The organism is Paenibacillus sp. J22TS3, from assembly GCF_018403205.1.
In the GTDB taxonomy this organism is placed as follows: domain Bacteria; phylum Bacillota; class Bacilli; order Paenibacillales; family Paenibacillaceae; genus Fontibacillus; species Fontibacillus tuaregi.
On sequence record NZ_BOSF01000001.1, the window covers coordinates 302,812 to 325,452 of the forward strand.

The following is a 22,641-nucleotide window of genomic DNA, read 5'->3' on the forward strand; positions in this document are numbered from 1 at the left end:
AATAAATATCCCCTGGGCATTTCAGAGACAAAGGCGGACACTCCGCTTCTTCAGAATCACTTGTCCTCTCCGCTGAGATCGGTTAATTCTAAAGTTCATTTTATATAGTTAACATCATTACAAACCCTTTTAACTTTAAACTTCTCTTGCTTTATCAAGTCATTCACGGTTTATTTAAAAGCAAGTCCAGAATCTCTTCGCCCTTATCCAGCTGGCTCATCGCTTTGCCAATTGCTTTGCGGTCCATAATCGGCGCTTGTTCCGAGCTGAAGCTGAACGTCCTGCCTTCTCTCAGCACCGCCGTAATCTGCAGCGGTTCCTTACAGAAGAAGGCCCCGGCAATCCGGCTGCCATTCGGCTTCACCCGCTTGCCTTCTTTAAACTCAAATGACTGAATACCCTTGCCGCCCCGGCTTTGGGTTGGATAATCAAGCAGCAGAGAGCGTTTAGCATAACCGAGATCAGAGATGACAAGGATTTCTCCCTCATCCCCTTCCACCCATAGGGCAGCGGCTACCTCATCCTCATCCTTGAGCTGAATTCCTCGTACTCCACCGGATACCCGGCCCATAGAGCTGACCTCCTGCTCATTAAACCGGATAGCCATACCGCTCTTGCTGATCAGGAAGATATCCTGATTATTACGACTAAGAGTCACCGAGATAACTGCATCCTCAGGGGATACTTTAGCCGCGGCAATGGCTCCAGACCGCTTGGACTGGTATTCCTTAAGCTCGGTCCGTTTCACCTGTCCCCGCTTCGTGACGAAGACAAGACTGGCTTCATCCTCGAAATTCTTAACCGGAATAACACTAACAATCCGATCTTCCTTCGTGAGAGGAATCACGTTGACAATGGCCGTTCCGTTGTCTTTCCATTTGAATTCCGGAATCTGGTGCACCGGCAGCAGGAAGTATTGTCCCCGCTGGGTGAAGATCAGCAGGTTCTCCAGGGTATTCACATCAAAGATATGTTTGATGTAATCTCCTTCTTTCACCCCGGAGCCTTCCCGCTCGCCCCCGGAACGGGTAAAGCTCAGCATGCTTGTGCGCTTGATATACCCCTCACCCGAAAGAGTAACCAGAACATCCTCCTGAGTAACCAGCACTTCCAGGTTAACCTTAAGCTCTTCGACTTCTCCTTGGATCTCAGAACGGCGGTCGATGCCGTATTTCTCCCGGATTTCCAGAAGCTCTTTCTTGATCACATTGTTCAGCTTCTTGTTACTTTCCAGAATGGCGCGCAGGGAATTGATCTTCTTCTGAAGATCATCCAGATCCTTCTGCAGCGACGTGATCTCCAGATTCGTCAAGCGGTACAGCTGGAGCGTCAGAATCGCGTCTGCCTGGCGCTCGGTGAACCCGAACATCCACTCCAGATTGTTCTGGGCGTCCTGGCGGTTCTTGGAAGCCTTAATGGCTGCAATCACCTCGTCCAGGATGTTTAGAGCTTTTACAAGGCCTTCCAGCACATGGGCACGGTCCTCAGCCTTTTCCAGCTCATACTTGGTCCGGAACGTCACCACTTCGCGCTGATGGGCGATATAAGCTTCAAGCATAGCCTTTAGGCCCAGCTGTTTTGGTGTCTTGTTGACGATCGCAACCATGTTGAAGTTATAAGTAACCTGCAGATCGGTTTTCTTATAGAGATAAGCCAGAATGCCCTGAGCATCGGCGTCTTTCTTAAGCTCAACCACGATCCGAAGCCCGGCTCTTCCGCTTTCGTCCCGAACCTCCGCAATTCCTTCAACCTTCTTCTCCAGCCGGATGTTCTCCATGGAGGTAACCAGGCGGGATTTGACGATCTGATACGGAATTTCGGTAATGACAATCTGCTGTTTGCCGCCGCGAAGCGATTCGATCTCGGTCTTGCCGCGGAGATAAATCCGGCCTTTGCCAGTCTCGTAAGCATCCTTGATCCCATCTTCCCCCATGATAATACCACCGGTTGGGAAGTCAGGACCCTTAACATAATTCATGATGTCCGCAAGCTCGATCTCTGGCTTCTCCATGACCGCAATGCACGCGTCGATGACCTCACGCAGGTTATGCGTAGGAATTTCGGTTGCAAAGCCGGACGAGATCCCGCTCACACCATTGACGAGCAGGTTCGGGTATCTGGAGGGCAGTACCACCGGCTCCTTGGTCGTGTTATCAAAGTTATCCTTGAATAGAACTGTCCGTTTGTCGATATCCCGAAGCAGCTCCATGGCAATCGGAGACAGTCTTGCCTCCGTATAACGCATAGCCGCAGCCGGGTCATCATCCTGTGAACCCCAGTTCCCGTGTCCATCCACCAGCACATGCCCCATTTTCCAGGGCTGCGCCATCCGGACCATTCCCTCATAAATTGAGGCATCCCCGTGGGGATGATAGTTACCCATGACATCCCCGACGGTCTTGGCTGACTTACGGTAAGGCTTGTCCGGCGTATTGCCGGAATCGTACATAGCGTACAGAATACGGCGCTGAACCGGCTTGAGTCCATCTCTTACATCCGGGATAGCCCGGTCTTGTATGATGTATTTGGAGTACCGCCCGAAGCGGTCCCCAACAACCTCTTCCAAAAAAGCGGGCAAAAAGTTTTCTAACGAGCTCATTCATTCACCTTCTATTCCTCAAACTCTGTGAAATCCACGTTCTCAACGATCCAGCGCTTGCGCGGCTCGACTTTGTCACCCATCAAAGTGGAGACCCGGCGCTCTGCCTTCGCGGTGTCTTCGATCTGGACCTGCAGCAAATTGCGCGTCTCCGGATTCATCGTGGTCTCCCACAGCTGTTCGGGATTCATCTCGCCAAGTCCTTTATAGCGCTGGAGTTCAAAGTTCTTCCCGAATTCCTTGAGATAGTTCTGCAGCTGCTCATCCGTCCAGGCATATCTGGCTGTTTCCAGCTTACCGGATCTGCGCGTAATCTTATACAGCGGAGGCTGGGCAATATACACCCGGCCCGCATCGATCAGCGGCTTCATATAACGGTAAAAGAAAGTCAACAGCAATACCTGAATATGCGCACCGTCCGTGTCGGCATCCGTCATAATTATGATTTTGGAATAATTGCTGTCCTCCAGCGCGAATTCCGGGCCAATTCCGGCGCCAATCGCGGAAATAATGTACCGGTATTCATCATTCTTCAGAATATCGGCAAGCTTGGCCTTCTCCGGGTTCATCGGCTTACCCTTCAGCGGCAGAATCGCCTGTGTCTTGGAGTCCCGGCCCTGCTTGGCCGATCCGCCTGCGGAATCCCCCTCAACGATGAAGAGCTCGGTCCGCGTGACATCCTTCGACTGGGCTGGCGTCAGCTTGCCCCCAAGGTTGGAGCTCTCGCTTCTCTTCTTCCCGGTGCGCATCTCATCACGCGCCTTGCGGGCTGCTTCACGTGCCCGGGAAGCCTGGATCGCCTTCTTGATCAGCACCTGGGCCACCTGCGGGTTCTCCTCCAGGTAGACCTGCATCCGGTCGGAGACAATGGCGTCAACCGTGCTCCGCGCAGAGGCGCTGCCCAGCTGGTCCTTCGTCTGTCCAACGAACTCGACCTCCGACATTTTTACGCTGATGACAGCCATCATGCCTTCACGAAGATCATTACCTTCCAGGTTCTTGTCCTTCTCCTTGAGCAAACCGCTCTTGCGGGCATAATCATTCATCACCCGCGTATAAGCGGTCTTGAATCCTGTCTCATGCGTTCCTCCGCCCCGGGTAGGGATCGAGTTGACGAACGAGGCCAGCGTCTCGGTGTAACCCGCGTTATACTGCAGGGCTACTTCCACTTCGACATCTTCCCTCTCTCCAAGAAAATGGATCACGTCATGCAGAACATCCTTGCCTTCATTGAGAAATTGTACAAACTGCCGGGCTCCGCCTTCATAAAAAAACTCGTCGGAACGATCAGACCGCTCATCCTTCAGAACCACTTTCAGGCCCGAGTTCAGAAATGCAATCTCCTGTAAACGTTCCGCGAGTGTATCATAATTCAGGCCAATTCCGCCTTGGAACACGCGGATATCCGGCTTGAATGTAATTTTGCTGCCCGTACGGTTTGTATTTCCAATTATCTCGAGTCCTGTAACAGGTTCACCCACATGTTCGTTCCCCTGTTTGTCCACCCAATACTCAAAACGCTGCTTGTGAATCTTACCCTCACGGAAGATCTCTACTTCCAGCCACTCGGACAAGGCGTTTGTTACTGAAGCACCCACGCCGTGCAATCCGCCGGACTTCTTATATCCTCCGCCACCGAACTTGCCCCCGGCGTGAAGAATTGTAAAGACTACCTGAGGCGTCGGAATTCCCATCTTGTGCATGCCTGTAGGAATCCCCCGGCCGTTATCAAATACGGTAATGGAACCGTCCTTGTGCATAGTAATGTCTATACGCGTACAAAACTTGGCCAAATGCTCGTCCACCGCGTTATCTACGATTTCCCATACCAGATGGTGAAGGCCCGACGAGCTTGTACTCCCAATATACATACCTGGCCGCTTGCGTACAGCGACTAGCCCTTCGAGCACTTGAATGTCGTCTGCCCCATAACCGGCCGAACCACTGCTTCCCGCTGGCTCATCAGCAAACAAATCGATTTGATCGACCATTCATGCTCCTCCTTTATTGTTTCACTTTATGTATACAGAGGACCTGTAGAATGAAACCTGAATTACCTGTTACTTGCTTCGGCAAATCGCATGTTTGTCTTCTTGGTTCACACTGTATTAACAAAAACCTTCAAAATGCAAACAGATGTTTTGTTATCCTTGTCCATTTTAATTCAATATATCCTGTTTCGTAAAGACAGTGAATGAAATGATCAGTGAAGCTATCGCCCAGACGGCAAGAACCGTCAAAGAAAACCCTAAGGTCATGCCTTCAATCGGCGCGGGGGTGCCAGCCAAATAATTGGTTAAATCCAAGTTCACCATAAATAGATACTTTGCACTGGTCCAGGCCGAAGCCATATTGGTCAGAATCGTGCCGGCGATAAGAGCGGCCATCATGATCACAATACTTGCCGCTGTGCTCCTCACAAGCACGGAGACCATAAAAGCCAGCATAGCAACAACAATGCTGACGAACCAAATCAACCCGCACTGCATCAGAATATAAGCCCACTGCGGAACCGCATGTACGCCAGATAAATCCACGTCTGAACCGTGCAGCTGAAAGCCGGTAAACACCGGAATATTAAAGCCTTTATAACCGAACACAAGCCCGGATATTAAATAACTGACAATGAAAGTCGCCACCACAATCAAAGACACAAACATCAGCAGGGTGATCAGCTTGCTGAGCAGCACCTTCCATCTGCGCACGGGCCTGGTCAGCAGCATTTTGATCGTACCGGTCGAGCGCTCCGACGATACGATATCGGAGGCCACAGCCATGATCAGCAGAGGAATGAACAGAGTGGCCGCATTATCCATAAATTCGCGGGTAAAGCCCACTCCGCCGGGTTCCTGTGGATTCACATCATGCTCCAGATAATATTTCATCTGCTGGATATAAATGATCCGGTATTTCTTCCATTCCTCAGGCACCCTTGCACTCTGCAGGGAATTCTGATTATCCGTGATCGCCTGTCTTACAGCCAGCCGCCAGTCGGAATTGAACTTCTCCCGGTTGTTTTGAGCAATTTTCATTTGGGCATACACAAAGATCGGCACCAGAACCACCAGAACGAGAAGAACCACATAGAACCGTTTCTTTTTCATCATTTTGATGGTTTCATTCTTGATCAATGGCAGAATGCTACTCAATCGATTCACCCTCCGTCATCTCCAGGAACAGCTGCTCCAGGGTTGGATTAATCTTGTGAACATCTTTTACCTCCACGCCGGCGCTCACAAGCTTCGGTATGATGGTGGAAATCCGTTCGCTGCTGACCTGGGTGACCACCGAGTCCTCTGTCAAACCGGCAGCAATGGTGTCATCCAGCACAGCGTGAGGGTCGTCCACCAGCTTAACTCCCTCCTGCAGCAGAAGCTGTACTCCAAGCGGCCTTGGAGACAGCTGCCAGATCACATAATTCGCATTGTTGGAGACCAGCTCCTGCACGCCGCCTACCGCAAGCACGCGGCCCCGGCTAATTATAGCAACACGATCACATAACAGCTGAATTTCGCTGAGAAGATGACTGGATACAAAAACCGCCATCCCCTCCTCCGCAAGCCCCCTGACAAAAGCCCTCAGCTCCTTGATTCCCTTAGGATCAAGTCCGTTAGTCGGCTCATCCAGGATCAGCAGCTTCGGCCTGCCCAGCAGGGCTTGAGCTATCCCCAGCCGCTGTCTCATACCCAGAGAATAGGTTCTGACCTTGTCATGAATCCGCTGATCCAGCCTGACAATTCCGACCACCTCTTGAATTCGCTGGTCATCCACTCCAGGATGCATTCTCGCGAAATGCTGAAGATTCTCATATCCTGTCAAATACGAGTAAACCTCCGGATTCTCCACGATGGAGCCGACGTAGGCCAGTGCGCGCTCAGGGTCCCGGTTCACATCATATCCGCAAATCCTTACCTTTCCTTCGGTTGGCTTGATCAGATCCACCAGCATCCGGATGGTCGTTGTTTTGCCTGCTCCGTTAGGCCCAAGAAATCCGAAGATTTCCCCGGCCCGGATATCAAAGGTAACATCATCGATCAGCCACTTTTTACCGATTCTCTTCCTAAGGTGCTCCACATGAAGCACAATCTCCCGTTCACTCCGGTCTTCCTGACTGATTTGGGTCAACTCTCATCACTCCTTACCTGGCTTCTTGTATCACTTCTTCAGGTATTACTCTATTCCTTGAGCAATGCGCTCAGCAATATGCTGATATCCGTCACCATTCGGATGGAAATGATCGTCTGACAAGTATTTTTGGGTATTGCCGACAAAGAGGTCAAAGGTGGAGACGACCCTGGCATTCTCATAAGCATTAACAATTTCAGACGCTTTAAGGTTCCACTCGGTTACCGCTTGGTTCCCGGGCACCCTCATCTCCGGGAGATCGTTAAAAGGATTGTATAATCCCACATATACGAGCTGTGCGGCTGGATTGATCTGGTGGATCGCATCCACAATGCGCTTTAACCGGATCGAAGCCTTGTCTACCTCTGCGGATAGTTCCTTATAAGTCGGAAGCGGCTTGCCGCTGGACACGTTCTGTGCCCCTTGGAACAGATCATTGCCCCCAATGGACAACAGGATCACATTAGCGTTCCGAAGCACGTACTGAACGCCAGGCTCGTCCAACGTGGGCAGAAGCCCTTTTGTTGTCATTCCGTTCACACCGAGATTGTTAACAAGATTAACGGGCAGCTTCTGGTTCTTCTGCAGCTCGGCTATCGTTCTGCGCACGAAGCCCTGACCTGTATCGTCACCAGTGCCCTTCGCAAGAGAATCCCCAAGCGTAGCAACGTTAATCTGCTTGCTGCTGGTCTTTGGAGCTGCTTTGGACAGATCACCGCTGGACACTGGGTTCCACAAGGCTCCGCTCCCTGGAGCCATGACATCCTTAAGCGCATACACGAATCCAACGAGCAAAAGCAATGTGGCTGCAGTGGACAGACCGGCTATCGTTCTCCATAACCCGGATGAAGATTTCATACTGAACCTCCCAATCATAAGTACTCAAACTCGGCTTTTATGTAATAACATAAAACTTCTATTTACAATTTGCAAATCAAATCAAAATATTGCTTGCATTATTTATTAGAACGGAGTACAATGTTCCTTGTCAGTAAATTCGGGTTATTAGCTTAGCTGGTAGAGCAGCCGACTCTTAATCGGCAGGTCGCAGGTTCGACCCCTGCATAACCCATACTTTCTGAAGAAGCAGCGGACAGGCTCCGCTGCTTCTTTTTGTTATGTCATATCCATATACGTCTAAAGTTTGTGATGTCACATTCGCATCCAATCAGAGTTGTTATTACCAAGAGATCAAGACAGCACACATGGACGCTTGCTGTCTATTACCCCTCGCGAGCATACTCCGAACCTCCTGGTAAATACACACCATGCCTATACCTCCCTATGACTGATCTAAAAGTCAAACACCGCCCTCCATGTGGAGAGCGGTGCCCTGATTATTTTCCGATAAATTCTTGTACCCAGAGTCCGTTATAATAACCGACCCCGATCATCGTGTAATGCGCATTAAGAATATTCTTGCGGTGACCTGGACTGTTCATCCAGTCCTTAACGACTTCTTCCGCAGAACGCTGCCCCTTGGCAATGTTCTCTCCCGCATAGCGGAAGGTGATGTTGTAAGCGTCCATCATGTCAAAAGGGGAGCCATAGATTGGTGAAGTATGGTCGAAGTAGTTGTGCTTATACAAGTCAACAGCTTTATCCTTCGCCATTCCCCTCAGCTTGTCGTGTACAACAAGCGGCTTCAACCCGGCGTGGGCCCGTTCCTTGTTAACGAGGGCAACTACCTTCGCCGCATTATCCGCTTGAATCTTGGCATAAACGGCGGCAAGCTGAACCTGCTTACCCGTCAGTTTGGCTGCAGCTGCGGATGCTTCCCCCGATCCTGCAGTGATGGACAAAGAACTGACGACTAGGGCGGTCAATAACATACAGATCATGCGTGAAGTCAGCATTTGAAAGTTAATCTTATTCATGATCAATTCCCCCCTTTCATTGCAGAGCTTCTGATTGACAGCAGGCTAACAAGAATTCACCCGAGACAGCAAGTGCCTATGTAACATTTTAACATGGATAGGAAAGCCTTGCATTACCAAAATGTAGAAAAACCACGATTCATAATGAATCGTGGCTGATGCTGTCTATCGTTATTTTTTGGCTGCATATTTGCGCATATCAAAGGCAACTGCGGCAACGATAATAATCCCTTTAATAATGAGCTGCCAGTTCGGGCTTACCCCGATGAAGGTCAGACCATAGTTGATTACGGTGAAAATCAATACCCCGGTCAGTACTCCCGGAACGGTACCAATCCCCCCGGTGGTGGATACGCCCCCGACCACACAAGCTGCGATGGCGTCCAGTTCGTACATGTTCCCGTAGTTATTGGTGGCTCCGCCGGTTCTGGCGGCTTCAAGCACACCAGCAAGACCGTAAAGCGCCCCCGCGATGGAATAGATCCAGATCAGGTTGCGGGATACGTTGATCCCCGATACTTTGGCGGCCTGCTCGTTGCCGCCAATAGCGTACATGTTTTTGCCAAGCCGTGTCTTATTAAAGATCACCCATACCAGAACGGAGACAACGATGGCAATAATGACGATGTAAGGAATGGAGTACTGGCCGGAGCCGATGCTTCCCGAACCCCATTGGGTGAAGTCAGCCCGCAACCCGCCGATCGGCTGGGACTGGTTCGGGTCCATGTCGAAATACAAGGAGTTCACGCCATAAATTATAACCATGGTGCCCAGTGTAGCAATGAATGGGGGGACCTTGAATTTGGATACGATCAAGCCGTTAATCATTCCGAACAGGAATCCGACCGCAATCGCGAGCAGGATAGGAACAAACACTGGCAGATCAGCCAAACCAGGGAAGAATCTTCTCGGGTAGTCCTGAATCTGGAGCATCGACGCCGAGATGACCGCCGTTAAGCCGACCATCCGTCCAGCCGAAAGGTCCGTTCCTCCTGTAATCAGTATGAAGGCCACACCTAAAGCGATAATCGTGCGTGTCGCGGACTGGTTGAGAACATCCCGCAGGGCATTAATCCCGATAAATGAAGGATCATAAATAGCAATTCCTATAATCAATACCACGAGGACGATATAAATGGCATTTTGAGTTATCATGTCTTGTATTCTTCTTGTATTCATAACCGTTGCTTCCTCCCTCTCCCTACTAATGCTGGGCGGCCAAGCGCATAATGACTTCCTCGCTGGCTGTTTCCCCGTCTACAATTCCCGTCATCCTGCCTTCGGACATCACCATGATCCGGTCGGACATGCCAAGCAGCTCGGGCATCTCGGATGAGATCATCACGATGCTTTTCCCCTGCCGGGCAAGATCCGCAATGATCGTATAGATCTCAAACTTCGCTCCCACATCGATCCCGCGTGTCGGCTCATCAAGCAGCAGAATTTCCGGTTCGGTGAGCAGCCACCGGGCAAGCAGCACCTTCTGCTGGTTCCCACCGGACAAGTTCATGATCAGCGCCTTCATGTTCGGGGTTTTCGTACGGAGCTTCTCAATCATTTTGTTGGTCTCCGTTTGCTTTTTCTTCTCATTGAGCAGCATATATGGAGTGACATACCGGTCCAAGTTGGCGATCGCTCCGTTCTCATGAACCGACAGCACCGGGAAGATTCCCGTTGTACGACGCTCCTCTGTCAGCAGGGCCAACCCGTATTTCATCGCATCCTTCGGCGACCTGATCTTGACCGGCTTTCCATGAATGGAAATGCTGCCTGATTCAAGCTCTCTCAAACCGAACAGTGCTTCAATCAGCTCGGTCCGCTGAGCTCCGACCAACCCGCCTATGCCAAGAATCTCGCCCTTCCTCAGCTCAAAGCTCACCTTCTTGAATGACTTGGCTACAGGCGACGTCAGTTCATGAGCCTTCAAAATCACTTCCCCAGGCACATTGTCCCGCTCAGGAAAACGGTGTGTCAGATCACGTCCCACCATTTTAGAAATAATGAGGTCGGTGGTCATTTCGGAAGCTGGCCAAGTGCCGATCTTTTTACCGTCACGCATAATGGTCACATCGTCCGAGATCCGCAGAATTTCCTCCATTTTGTGAGATATATAAATGATGGATACCCCTTTGGACTTAAGATCCCGAATAATCCGGAACAAGTGCTCCACCTCAACTCCTGTGAGCGAGGATGTGGGCTCATCCATCACGATAATTCGCGAGTTAAAAGAAACCGCTTTCGCAATTTCGATAGACTGTACTTTAGAAACCGACAGCTTACCGACAAGCTCATCCGGCTTTAAGTCAATATCCAGCTGCTTAAACAGCTCCTCTGTGTCACGGTGCATTTTGCCATGATCCACGAACTTAAAAGGTCCGAACCCTCTCTCTGGAAAACGGCCCAGCCATATGTTCTCCATGACATTTCGGAAAGGCACCGGATGAAGCTCCTGGTGGATCATTGAGATTCCATGTGCCAAGGCATCGCTGGAATTATGGATTTCAGCCTTGCTGCCATTCAGGATAATTTCGCCGTCATCGGGTTTATAAATCCCGAACAAACATTTCATCAGCGTCGACTTGCCCGCTCCATTCTCGCCCATCAGCGCGTGAACGGTACCTGGTCTAACCTGCAGGGTAACCTGATCCAGCGCTTTGACGCCGGGAAATTCCTTGGAGATAGATTTCATCTCAAGCATATATTCATGTTCAGCCACTATGTTCGCCTCCTTACTGCCGCTTCCTATCCTTTTTGTATACTTGTATACGACTATAAGTTCGTAAAATCCCGGAGGCTCCCTGCATCTTGGCAGAAAGCCCCCTGATCCTACAATTTATAACGAGAAGCTTCTGGTTTTTATTGAGCGTCTTTCATGTTCTCTTTGGTGATTTTTTTGTAAGGAATCCAGATATACTGCTTATCTGTAACATCAAATCCAACGCTGTCTTTGGTAATCTCCTTACCTTGACCTAGCAGGGAAGCCAGCTTGATTGCTGCTTTACCTTGGTTGTTGGCGTCATTCAGTACGGTTCCAAGCAGTGTTCCATCACCCAGAGCCTGAAGTGCAGGTGCTGTAGCGTCAACTCCCACAACCGGTACGTACTTGTCGCCTTTGAAGTAACCGGCGGCTTTCAGCGCTTCAATTGCCCCAAGCGCCATGTCATCGTTGTTTGCAAATACAGCTTCGATCTTGTCACCATGAGCTGCGAGGAAAGCGGCCATTTTCTCCTGGCCTTTTACACGGTCCCAGTTCGCGTTGTCTTCGGCCAGCTTCTCAACCTTGATTCCGGCTTCTTCTACAGCTTGAATCGAATATTTCGTGCGAAGCTCCGCATCCTGGTGGCCCTGCTCGCCTTTCAGCATGACATATTGAAGCACGCCGTCTTTGTTCTTATCCGCTTCTGGATGGGCCTTCCAGTAATCTACAACCAGCCCGCCTTCCAGAGTGCCGGACTCCTCTGCTTTCGCACCCACATAATACACTTTCTCCCATTTCTTCATGTCTTCAGGAAGAGGCTCGCGGTTAAGGAATACCACCGGAGTGTCCTTAGCTTTTGCTTTGTCGATAATGACCCCTGCCGCTGTGCGGTCAACCGGGTTAATAATCAAGGCTTTGGTGCTCTTGGTGAGGAATAAGTCCACTTTATCATTCTGTGTTGGCTGTGAATTCTGGCTGTCCACAATTTCGGTTTTGGCGATCCCGCTGGCATTCTTCTCAATGGAATTGCGCACACCCGTCATGAAGGTATCGTCAAATTTGTAGATGGCCACACCTACGCTCGGCTCCGCTGATGAACCGCTTCCCCCAGAGCTGGAGCAGCCCGCAAGCGCCGCGCCTAGAACCGTTGTTGCCAATACAACCATGCTAAGTTTTTTCATATTTCGTTTGACCTCCCAAGTCTAATATCTTGTCGTACCCTTTAACATTTCGTTTTCCCGTGTATCTCCTGGATACGCTTTCATTATGCCTGACATCCCGCGTTCTGCGAATCTAAAATTCTCATGTGTTTATATAAAAATTCTCATGAAATCTAGATGACTCATCTAAGTGCTTACTTTAAGGCAAAGACAAGAGAATTAGACATATCTAAAAAGAAAACGCCGATTACAGAGCAGATTTCACATCTCCAAATCATGTGGCCGCCACCCAGTTTTGCTTTCTAATCATGACTAAGAAAAATATTTACGACTTTTACTATTAAAGAAAATGAAAGTGACTCTTCAGATGTAAATAAGTTCTCATTTCTCTTTGCACTGACGGATCTCATTCCTCCTAAACAAACCATAAAGGTGACGTGTCCAATACATCCTTTGAGTTCATGATGGACAATTATGATTATTTCCCCGCTGACAGTCCCGCAAGCATCGATTCACTTAGGAAAATGATTGACCAGATGGTTACCACAACACTGTTGAAAAAGAGCTTGAAATCGTATCAAAAAAAATTTGTGCAAATCACCTTTATATCCAGGATCACTGGTCGAAAGCCTTAAAGATAACAAAGTCACGATGATCGGTGTCCCTGTCACAATAGTGTCCACTAAAAATCAGAAAGGTAAGACCATAGAAACCATAATTATGGCTGTATCTTCAGTTAATTAAGTCGAACGCTCTTTATCCTAGGTTTAATCGTGATAGGTGGATTCGATTTGCAAAATGGCGGTTTTTATTTTTATCACAGCTGGTGTTCTAACAAAATCATAATCACCCGTCAAACGGAAGGAAAGAGCCGATAATTGTGATGTTTCACAAATTATCGGCTCTGCGTCTTTGCGTCTGGCTCTTTGATAACTGACACATTTAATTGTTGTACATTGACTAGGGTTTCCTGTTTACACTTTGGGCAAAACCACGGGAAGTTTTCAAGTATTGTATCGTCTCGAATTTACAACTGCGATTTATTTTTTGCAAAAAGGGTATAAAATCTAACTTATTTCCACTTACACGATAGGTAGTAACCTGCAAAAAGTATAGCCGAACAGACAAGTGCCTTTGGGAAGCTCCGCCATAACTCGCTCAATCCGTACTTCTTCCCCCAATAATAGGCAAGCGGGATCTAGATTCCACATAACGAAAGGGCGGTAATAACCAAAGGGATGACACTTCCCCCGGTTGCTCTGACGATACCTCCAATAATAAGCGCGGTACCAAACAAATCTAATGAAATGATTATTGGATAGCTCCAACTTGCTGCATAAGACTAAGCGCATCGGCAACCGCCCAATGCTCGACGATCTTCTTGTCCTTCACCCGCAGAATGACGACTTCTTCGTAGCTAATTGCATTACCTGATGCAGGAATACTGGCAAATTCACCCAAATGCGTACCTTGTGCCGTGAATTTCACCATCACCTTGTCGCCTTCGGCAATCACATCACGAATCACAATTCTCTTATCGGGAAATGCCGCTCGAAACTGTCTCATGGTATCTTTAACGCCTTCCGAGCCGGGTGCCTGACCCGGAAAGGGATCGTGAGAAAAAACATCTTTATCCAAATAAATATCAATCGCATCCACATTATCGTTGTTGTGTACCTCGTTCAGAAAATCAATACAAATTTTTTTATTCATTTCCAAATTCACGTTAGTCCCTCCGTAGCAAGATATTTGCCTGTTATGGAATCAGGAGCATTCAATAATTGCAAGGGAGTTCCCATGAATGTAATGGTTCCCCCGTTGCTGCCGCCTCCAGGGCCAAGCTCGATAATCCAGTCCGCTCGTTTGATCACATCGACGTTATGTTCAATGACAACGACGGTATTGCCGGCATCAACTAACCGATCAAGGATTGCCACGAGTTTGGCCACATCGGACATATGAAGTCCGGTTGTCGGTTCGTCCAGAATATAGATGTTGCTTGTGGTGCCCAACTCCATGGCAATCTTGAGCCGCTGGCACTCTCCTCCCGATAAGCTGTCAAGCGTCTGACCCAACGTGATATAATCAAGCCCCACTTCGCTCAGAACAGCTAACATCTTGGCAATAGGAGGAACATCGTTAAAGAAAGCCCATGCCTCAGCAACGGTCATGGTCATCACATCGTAGATGGATTTGTTCCGATAGGTGTGACTTAGTACTGCCTCTTTGAAGCCTCGTCCGTCGCACACTTCACAAACAGTTTTGACGCCGTCCATGAACGCAAGGTCTGTCCAAATCATTCCATATCCCTGGCAATTACTACACGCCCCCTCGGAATTGGTCGTAAAGAGAGCGGCGCTTACGCCACTTTCTTTTGCAAACAATGTTCTTATATCGTTCAGTATGCCTGTATAGGTTGCCGGATTGGAGCGACGGGAACTATACACGGACGACTGGTCGATCACAACTGCTTCAGGGTGCTTTCTGGCGAATACTTCATAAATGAGCGAGCTTTTGCCGGAACCTGCCACACCTGCCACAACAGTCAGCACCTTGGCCGGAATATCTACGCTGACATTTTTGAGATTATGGGCAGTTGCCTGTCTGATCGGATAAACGTGCGAATAGGGACGACTATTTTGTTTTAAGGGTACGTGACTGCCCAAATACTTGCCGGTGAGCGTGCCCGTCTTCTCCAACTCGCGATAGGTGCCCGTAAATAAAACTTCGCCGCCATGACTGCCGGCATTCGGTCCCATATCCACGATATGATCAGCAATCTTCATTACTTCGGGATCATGCTCAACAATCAGAACTGTATTGCCTTTGTCTCTCAATTGTACGAACAGTTCGGTAAGACGATGGACATCGCTTGGATGCAAGCCGACGGTTGGTTCGTCGAAAATGTACATCATTTCCGATAAGCTGCTGCTCAGATGCCGAACCATCTTAATCCGCTGTGATTCGCCGCCAGATAATGTTGATGTTTCGCGGTTAAGACTTAGATAGCCCAAACCGATATCGTTCAACTGCTTGAGACGTTCGCGAAGCTGATCCAGAAGCACCGCTACCGATTTGATATGCAGGTTATTCAGAAGATCTTGAAGATAACTTACTTCCATTGCAGATAAATCCGCGATCGAATAGCCAGTGATTTTGCAATTGAGCGCCTTTTCGTTCAACCGTTGACCGCGGCATAGATCACATGGGGCATTCGTTGTGAATCTCTCGAATACTTGCCGATTCTTCTCAGCCATACTTTCGATGCCTTTATTGATATATAGCCGTCGAAATTTGGGGATGAGTCCCTCATACTTAGAATGAACATCACCGCCTTGCGAAGGCAGAGCAATCGTCGCATCCCCGCTATATAGCAAAGTCTCCCATTCTTTTTTGGTGTAGTCTTTTAATTTTTTATCGTTGTCGAACAGCCCAGACAAGGTGTATAGCTTCCAGTACCAACTGTTTGGCTTAAAGTTAGGATGCAGGATGGCGCCTTCGTTTAAAGATTTATTAAGATCAAGAAACTTGTCCAGATCAAGGGATACCATTGTCCCCAAACCCTCGCATTGCGGGCACATTCCCTCAGGGTCATTAAATGAAAAAGCATTGGAATTACCGGCGTATGGTTCGCCAACCCGAGCAAAGAGAAGTCGAAGCAACGCATAAATATCAGTAATGGTACCTACTGTCGAACGTGAGTTGCCACCCAGACGTTTCTGATTAATGATTATTGGCGCGGACAAATTGGTTATATGATCAACATCAGGCTGACCGTATTTTGGCAGGCGATTGCGGGCAAATGCGGTAAATGTTTCATTGAGTTGTCGTTGCGCCTCGGCTGCAATCGTATCGAATACAAGTGAAGATTTCCCCGACCCGGATACCCCCGTAAATACAACGATGGAATGCTTTGGAATCGTAATCGAGATGTTTTTGAGATTATTTTCTCTCGCACCTTCAATAATGATTTTATTCTTCATGTTTCCCCTCATTGTTTACGTTGTTAATAAATGCCTCTGCATGTTGAATACTGTACTCAAAGAATCCCGTCCAGTAGTCGACGAGCCCCGGCTCCTCTGCAGGTGTGCCATCTTCTTTCTTCGGAAGTGTGCGCATGAATTGATGAATACCCTTTAGATTCTCGAGCCGTTTTCTCTGTGTCTGAAGCAACACCTCGTGTGGGATAAGACGACGAAGCGCAATGCCTGCCGAGTATTTATCCATCTCAAGACTTTCAAGCGCTGTTTCTATCCCCTCTTTCAGTGCTGCATCGCCTTTGCTGGTAATGGCGTAAAGCGTTCGAGCGCCTCCTTTCTCTCCCGGTTCATTTTTGATGGATTGAATGTACTGCTGCTTTTCAAGTTGGGTCAGCGCGTGGTAAATGGAGCCCGGTTTGATGCAAGCCCAAGTATCCACCCTCCATTCGGTCAGTTCGCGATAAACGACATAGCCGTGCGTTTGTTTGCGCAGAGCAATGGCCCCAAGGACAAGCAATTGTGTAGTAATCATAAGAATATTATACACAATCAATTTTATTATTCAAACTTGAATAATGCAGCGTATTTGTACCAATTCAAGATGACAAGGTGTAATTTTGCATATATTTTTTCGAGATAATAAAAGAAGCCGTCCACTTTGCAGCAAGATCACTTGCATTCAGGGACGGCCTTTTTTATTTCTTATGAATATGTTTACGTTTAGTCAGTCCACATACCTGCCTTGCTCCGGCACAGCCACCTCATCAAAGTGACGGGCCAAATATTCCAGCCCTTCCTGTAAAACCTGACCTGACACAGGCTGACCATGCCCGGTTATAGCAAGCTCGGGCCGCAAGGTTGCCAGCTTCAATACGGATGCCTTGGCCAGCTCCCAATCTGGAGTGAAATACGCAGGTGGGCCGTGCAGCTCAACCTCCTGGGACACAACCGCCAGAGCGGACTCCTGCTTAACGGTAATGATCGCATCACCGGCAATTAATGTTCTGTCACGATCTCTGAACAGTGAAACATGGCCTGGGCTGTGCCCAGGCGTATGAATCCAACGCCATTGCGGCAGGAAAGGAACCGATCCATCTTCAGGCAGCCCCTTTACCCGGTCTCCCAAATCAATAGCTTTATGAGGATATACCAGTGAAATCCCTGCCATCAATCCCCCTCCCACGCTCGGGTCGGCTGGAGGATAATCCTGCTTCCCGGTCAGGAAGGGAAGCTCCAGCTGATGAGCGTACACAGGCACGTTCCACTTCTCCGCCAAAGTGATCACCCCGCCCACATGGTCGAAATGACCATGGGTAAGGATAATTGCTTTAGGCGGACGACCATATATCCGGTCTACCTCTTCCTCCAAGGCTGTAACGGTGGGTCCGAGTCCTGTGTCAACCAATACCCAGTCTCCCCCGGCAGGATGGCCGACCAGGATTACGTTCGCAATCAGCGTGCGTACATAACCAAGGTCCTCCGTAACCTGCTCGGAATCGATCGTTCCTGTTTTCAGCATGCTTTTCCCATTCATCCGAATCCCTCCTGAACTTCGTTTAAGTCGTTAGGCTGCCCCAGCTTAACCGTAATTTACCCCCGGTTCAGGCAGTCTAATACGCATAAATCAGAATACGGGCTCCTTATCGGATGAACAGACTATACATTTATTTGACAAAAGGGAACAGCAGCTTCTGGTTATCCGGCCACAGCATATTGTCCAAATCAATCAGCTTGGTTCCGGTATCATAGCGCTCGGGAATGCTCCCTCCCTCTGCCAGCTGTACCGCAGATGCCACGGCCAGATAGCCGTTGCTGTAAGGATTCTGAACCACCATCGCCTGTACTGTACCCTCCTGAAGCTTCTCCAGCATCTCGGGTGGATTGTCAAAGGTAATCAGCTTCACCTTGCCGCCTTTGTGGAGATAATCAATCGCTTTCCCTACTCCTATGGAGGCTTCCGCATTTAGTGCGACGATCCCTCTAATCTCAGGGTACTCTGCAAGCATAGTCCTTGTAAGAATATTAGCCAGCTCCTCATCAGAGCCGCAGTATAAAGTATCCACAATTTTAAGTCCCGGGAAGCGGGCAATATAATCTGTGAAGCCTTCCTCGCGTTGATCCGCATTACGCGCGCCTTTCACAAAGTTCACAATCCCGATCTGGCCTTCAGTTCCGGTCAGCTCCACCAGCCGCTCCGCCGCCTTTTGCCCGGCCTCATAGTTATTGGCTCCGACGTAAGTCTTCACCTTGGTAGAAGCTACTTCGGCATCCATAGACAGCACCGGAATGCCATGATAGGAAGCCTGATCCGTCACTTGTGCCAGAGCCATATAATCACTCGCCGACAGGATTATCGCATCTGTGCCCTGCAGGGTCGCCTGCTCCATCAGCGCGATCTGTCCCTTGTAATCATTTTCGTTCTTTGGAGCCAGGAAATCCAGCTTGACGTTGTACTCCTTCGCAGCAACCTCTGCTCCCATTTTAACCGTATTCCAGTAATCCCCATGATCCATCTTCACAATCATACTGACCCTGGTAACCGGATCTTCCTCTGTGTGCAGCTGGCCTGAAATCGAGCATGACCCTGCCGACACAAACAGTACACCAAAGACTCCTAGGCGGAGGACAATATTCTTCCAGCTCATGCGCTCCCTCCATGATCCGACTCCGCGCCTGCCGGGACAACTGGCAGCTTCACCGTAACCGATGTTCCTTCCTCAAGCTCGCTTTCAAAGGTGAGTCCATATGGTTTGCCATAGTATAAGGAGATCCGCTCATGGACGTTTCTTACCCCAACTCCCGAACCGCTGTCTTGTCTTGATTTCCCGGACAAAATACCCCGAAGCACATCTTCGGACATGCCGATTCCGTTGTCGGTAACTCGAATGAAGAGGGATTCATCCTCAATCCAGGCATAGATTCCGATAAAGCCTTCGTCCACCATCATTTCAATGCCGTGATGAATTGCATTCTCAACCAGCGGCTGAAGAATCAGCTTTAAGGTCATGCAGGACAAGGCCTCGTCCTGGGCTTCAATCTCATATTGAAATTTATTTTTGAAACGGATCTTTTGAATAATCAAATAATTGCGGATATGCTCAAGCTCGTCCTGGACAGGAATAATGTTGCTGCCTTTGCTCAGACTAATTCTGAAAAACCTGGATAAGGAAGTAATGGTGGTCACCACCTCTTCCTTGCGCCCCATCTCGGCCATTCGTGTAACTGAATTTAACGTGTTATATAAGAAATGAGGATTAATTTGCGCCTGAAGCACCTCCAGCTCGCTTTTGCGCTTCGCCTCCTGCTCCAGAATAATCTGATCCATCAGCTCACGAATCCGCCTGATCATCAGATTAAACCGCTTCGATAGCTGCTCAACCTCATATGCCCCGCTTACATCAATAATGGCGCCGAAATCGCCTTTCTCCACCTTTTTAACTGATCTCTCCAGCGTGCGAAGCGGCTTGGCTATCCGGTAGGAGACCAGCACAGAGACAATAAGCACGATACTCAGCATAATCAGGAGAAATCCGATCATAAAGGTATTCAGGTCCTTCTTCGTGGTCATGATCTCATCGGCGTACGTTACACCCACGACCTTCCAGCCTGTCGGCTGTACGGTCTTGATCGTAATAATACGCTCCTCCCCGGTGGAATCGTCTGAATAATTGCCGTACTGATAGTTAAGAACCGGTTCCAAGTTCTCATATTTCAGCCCTGCATAGATTAGCTGCTGCTGGGGATGATAGACCATGTTGCCGACCCCGTCGATAATGTATACGTAACCTTTCTTGCCCAGACTAACCCGCTTGCTCAGCTCATCAATGGTCCGGAAATTGATATCGACATCCAGAATGCCTTTCTTCTTGGCACCCCCGTCGGTATAAGTGATCTCCTTACTCATGGATACGACCCATCGGTAGGGGGACTTAAACACATTCTGGATATGGGGCGCCGAGAATTGCAGAAGCCCCGGATGCTCCTGCGCCGCTTCGAACCAGCCCTGCCGGGTAAGCCTGGAGTTGGGCCGCATCTGCTCGTTCGGGGTATTCCAGACCAGCTGGCCATCCTTCGTGAACAGGGCGATCGAGACCAGATCCTGCCTTGTCTTCAGAATGGTGCCTAATTGGCTCCGCAGCTGCTCTCCTGAAATTAAAGGTGCATTCCCCACACTTTCTTCCACCACCTGAAATATATCCTTCATGCCCAAAACATAGAATTCCAGATTCGAATTAACCTGATCGATGATCTGTCCGATGTTGAGCACCGTATTCTCTTCCGATGATTTGGAGAACCGGTTATACAGCATAATGCTGACCAGAAGCACGGTAATGATCGTAACCAGCATAAAGCTTAAAGTGATGATGACCTGTATTTTTTTATAATGAAATCGGCTAAATGGCTGGAACAGAACTCTCCAGAATCTCATGGCGCTTTGGCTCCGCTGCGGAACTCCTTCGGAGAGATGCCAAATTTCTTGCGGAAGCAGAAGCTGAAGTAGTTCGGATCGGCGAATCCAACCTTCTCGGCAATTTCAAAAGCCTTCAGTTCCGTATGCAGGAGCAGCTCCTTAGCGGCATCCATGCGGATGCCAAGCAGGTAATTGACAAAAGTCATTTTCATTTCCTTCTTAAAAATTGTACTGAAATATCCCGTGCTGATATGCAGATGCTCACATACCCGGTTAATTGAAATGTCGCTGTCCTTATAATGCTCCCGAATATATTCCCTGGCTTCCTCCACGAGCCTGTTGTAGCTCGATTCCCTGTCCATAGCGATGGAGCTTCTAAGCTTTACACACAGATCCTTGAACCAGGTCCTGGCTTCTATAATATGTTTGAATTTTGTGATCTCACCAATCCCCGTCCCCCCGCTCCCGAACAACTGCTCAAGATCCACTTGAAGCTCCTTCGCCACCTTCACTGCTGCCGTAAGCATCTCAAGCAGATAAATCTGAAACTCCTGATAAGAAATTCCAGCCTCCATGATCTGATCAAATAAATGGTCCAACAAAGCGCGGATTTCCAGCTCAGTTCCCAGCTTAAGACACCTTATAAGCTCCTGCTCGCTTAGTTGAATCTCCGTCCGCTGCCGGGCAGGACGATTCTCCACATCCTCAATCCAGATCACTTTATTCCCACCAAGGATGAGCCGGTAGTCCATAGCCTGCTCCGCTTCGCGGTAGGACAAGTGAACATTTTGCAAGCTGGTCTGTACGGTACCGGCCCCCGCTGTCACCGTCATTTTAAGAAACCGTTCAACACTGTGCCTTATTTCCTCCAGCACTTTTAACGTCGTCTGACTGAGACCATCGGAATCCGGCCCCTCACCTGTGCTAAGCAGCACAACCTCATCATGATGAATAAACGTATGTCCGATTGCATACTTCTCCCCAACCTCCGCTGCGATATTCAGGACCGCGAACAGCTCAAGATCCTGGTCGTACATCAGCTTAAGGGATGACAGACCGTCTTCCTTATCCCTCGGCCTGGGGTCAAGACGCAGGATGGACACCATAAATCTGCTGCCTTCCAAGTCCAGGGAATAGGACAAGAGCTTGTCTCGAATCTCTCTTGGCGGCAGCTGCTTGGATACCAGCGAGGAGAGGAACATACTTTGAAGCACCGGCAGATTCTTGCGGTAATGCTCGGTCAAAACCTGAATATTCTCTTTGTCCGCGGCCTCTTCGTCCAGATGATCTTTTACTTTCTGCAAAATATCTATGAATTCCCGGGAAGAGAAAGGCTTGAGCACATACTCATCGATCTGAAGCCGAATCGCCTTCTGGGCGTATTCGAACTCCTCGTATCCCGTCAATATTACAATTTTGGTCCCCGGATAATGCTCGCGTATCCATTCTGACAGCTGAAGCCCATTCATAAATGGCATCTGGATATCCGTCACCACCACATCGGGCTGATGCCGCTCGATCATCTCCGAAGCTTCGCGGCCATTCTCTGCGGTATCAGATACCTCGAATCCGAGGGAACTCCAGTCAATTTCAGTAAGCAGGCCTTCTCTGACATCCGACTCATCATCAACCAATATCAATTTGTACATATCATCATCCTTCGAGGTGATCTAACAATTCAAAAAATCTAATTCAAGCTGCAACCTCATTGTAACCGTTTACCTTTAATCCCTCAACGGATAGGACACTCAAAACTAAGTGGGAGTTGCATCTTGTATTTCCTTTTTTAAC

17 protein-coding genes and 1 tRNA gene are annotated in these 22,641 nt (G+C 48.9%); 1 reads left to right on the forward strand and 17 read right to left on the reverse strand.

Features of this window, described 5'->3' with window-relative positions; genetic code table 11:
- Positions 1-163 precede the first annotated feature (163 nt).
- The 5 genes from gyrA to KJS63_RS01405 form a co-directional block, all read right to left on the reverse strand.
- Positions 164-2,599 carry a DNA gyrase subunit A gene (gene gyrA, locus KJS63_RS01385; RefSeq protein ID WP_213617638.1) on the reverse strand — a complete coding sequence of 812 codons (2,436 nt, stop codon included), beginning with the start codon at positions 2,597-2,599 and terminating at the stop codon, positions 164-166.
- An 11-nt stretch (positions 2,600-2,610) separates the two neighbouring features.
- Positions 2,611-4,590: a DNA topoisomerase IV subunit B gene (gene parE / locus KJS63_RS01390; protein ID WP_068617279.1), complete on the reverse strand. Its 1,980-nt coding sequence runs from the start codon at positions 4,588-4,590 to the stop codon at positions 2,611-2,613.
- Positions 4,591-4,758: 168 nt separating this feature from the next.
- Complete coding sequence (locus KJS63_RS01395; RefSeq protein ID WP_213617639.1) at positions 4,759-5,748, reverse strand: ABC transporter permease; 990 nt, start codon at positions 5,746-5,748, stop codon at positions 4,759-4,761.
- Positions 5,741-6,715, reverse strand: a complete 975-nt coding sequence (locus KJS63_RS01400) for an ABC transporter ATP-binding protein (protein ID WP_374706250.1) — start codon at positions 6,713-6,715, stop codon at positions 5,741-5,743. The genes KJS63_RS01395 and KJS63_RS01400 overlap by 8 nt, the downstream gene beginning before the upstream one ends.
- A gap of 54 nt (positions 6,716-6,769) precedes the next feature.
- Positions 6,770-7,582, reverse strand: a complete 813-nt coding sequence (locus tag KJS63_RS01405) for a GDSL-type esterase/lipase family protein (protein WP_213617641.1) — start codon at positions 7,580-7,582, stop codon at positions 6,770-6,772.
- A 141-nt stretch (positions 7,583-7,723) separates the two neighbouring features.
- Here KJS63_RS01405 and KJS63_RS01410 point away from each other — a divergent pair.
- Positions 7,724-7,796, forward strand: a tRNA-Lys gene (locus tag KJS63_RS01410).
- A 265-nt stretch (positions 7,797-8,061) separates the two neighbouring features.
- On the opposite strand, the gene KJS63_RS01415 is transcribed toward KJS63_RS01410, so the two are convergent.
- The 12 genes from KJS63_RS01415 to KJS63_RS01470 all read right to left on the reverse strand — a co-directional run bounded on the left by KJS63_RS01415 (position 8,062) and on the right by KJS63_RS01470 (position 22,499).
- Positions 8,062-8,601 (reverse strand): CAP domain-containing protein, encoded by a 540-nt coding sequence (locus KJS63_RS01415; protein ID WP_213617642.1) that lies wholly within the window; start codon positions 8,599-8,601, stop codon positions 8,062-8,064.
- A gap of 171 nt (positions 8,602-8,772) precedes the next feature.
- Complete coding sequence (gene mglC / locus KJS63_RS01420) at positions 8,773-9,780, reverse strand: galactose/methyl galactoside ABC transporter permease MglC (protein WP_213617643.1); 1,008 nt, start codon at positions 9,778-9,780, stop codon at positions 8,773-8,775.
- Positions 9,781-9,805: 25 nt separating this feature from the next.
- Positions 9,806-11,299 carry a sugar ABC transporter ATP-binding protein gene (locus KJS63_RS01425; protein WP_374706251.1) on the reverse strand — a complete coding sequence of 498 codons (1,494 nt, stop codon included), beginning with the start codon at positions 11,297-11,299 and terminating at the stop codon, positions 9,806-9,808.
- Between the two features lie 158 nt (positions 11,300-11,457).
- Positions 11,458-12,480, reverse strand: a complete 1,023-nt coding sequence (locus tag KJS63_RS01430) for a galactose ABC transporter substrate-binding protein (protein WP_213617645.1) — start codon at positions 12,478-12,480, stop codon at positions 11,458-11,460.
- An 874-nt stretch (positions 12,481-13,354) separates the two neighbouring features.
- On the reverse strand, positions 13,355-13,486 hold the full coding sequence (locus tag KJS63_RS01435) for a cysteine-rich KTR domain-containing protein (protein WP_244862492.1): 132 nt from the start codon (positions 13,484-13,486) through the stop codon (positions 13,355-13,357).
- Between the two features lie 284 nt (positions 13,487-13,770).
- Positions 13,771-14,184 (reverse strand): ester cyclase, encoded by a 414-nt coding sequence (locus KJS63_RS01440; protein WP_213617646.1) that lies wholly within the window; start codon positions 14,182-14,184, stop codon positions 13,771-13,773.
- Positions 14,181-16,442 carry an ATP-binding cassette domain-containing protein gene (locus tag KJS63_RS01445; RefSeq protein ID WP_213617647.1) on the reverse strand — a complete coding sequence of 754 codons (2,262 nt, stop codon included), beginning with the start codon at positions 16,440-16,442 and terminating at the stop codon, positions 14,181-14,183. The genes KJS63_RS01440 and KJS63_RS01445 overlap by 4 nt, the downstream gene beginning before the upstream one ends.
- The gene (locus KJS63_RS01450) at positions 16,432-16,971 is read right to left on the reverse strand and encodes a PadR family transcriptional regulator (protein ID WP_213617648.1); all 540 of its coding nucleotides are present in this window, start codon (positions 16,969-16,971) and stop codon (positions 16,432-16,434) included. Before KJS63_RS01450 ends, KJS63_RS01445 begins: the two co-directional genes overlap by 11 nt.
- Positions 16,972-17,163: 192 nt before the next feature.
- Complete coding sequence (locus KJS63_RS01455; RefSeq protein ID WP_213617649.1) at positions 17,164-17,973, reverse strand: MBL fold metallo-hydrolase; 810 nt, start codon at positions 17,971-17,973, stop codon at positions 17,164-17,166.
- A gap of 130 nt (positions 17,974-18,103) precedes the next feature.
- A complete protein-coding gene (locus KJS63_RS01460) occupies positions 18,104-19,084 on the reverse strand; it encodes a substrate-binding domain-containing protein (protein WP_213617650.1) in 981 nt (326 codons plus the stop codon).
- Entirely contained in the window at positions 19,081-20,868 is a 1,788-nt protein-coding gene (locus KJS63_RS01465) for a cache domain-containing sensor histidine kinase (protein ID WP_213617651.1), read from the reverse strand. Before KJS63_RS01465 ends, KJS63_RS01460 begins: the two co-directional genes overlap by 4 nt.
- Complete coding sequence (locus tag KJS63_RS01470) at positions 20,865-22,499, reverse strand: response regulator (protein ID WP_213617652.1); 1,635 nt, start codon at positions 22,497-22,499, stop codon at positions 20,865-20,867. Before KJS63_RS01470 ends, KJS63_RS01465 begins: the two co-directional genes overlap by 4 nt.
- Between the last annotated feature and the right edge of the window lie 142 nt (positions 22,500-22,641).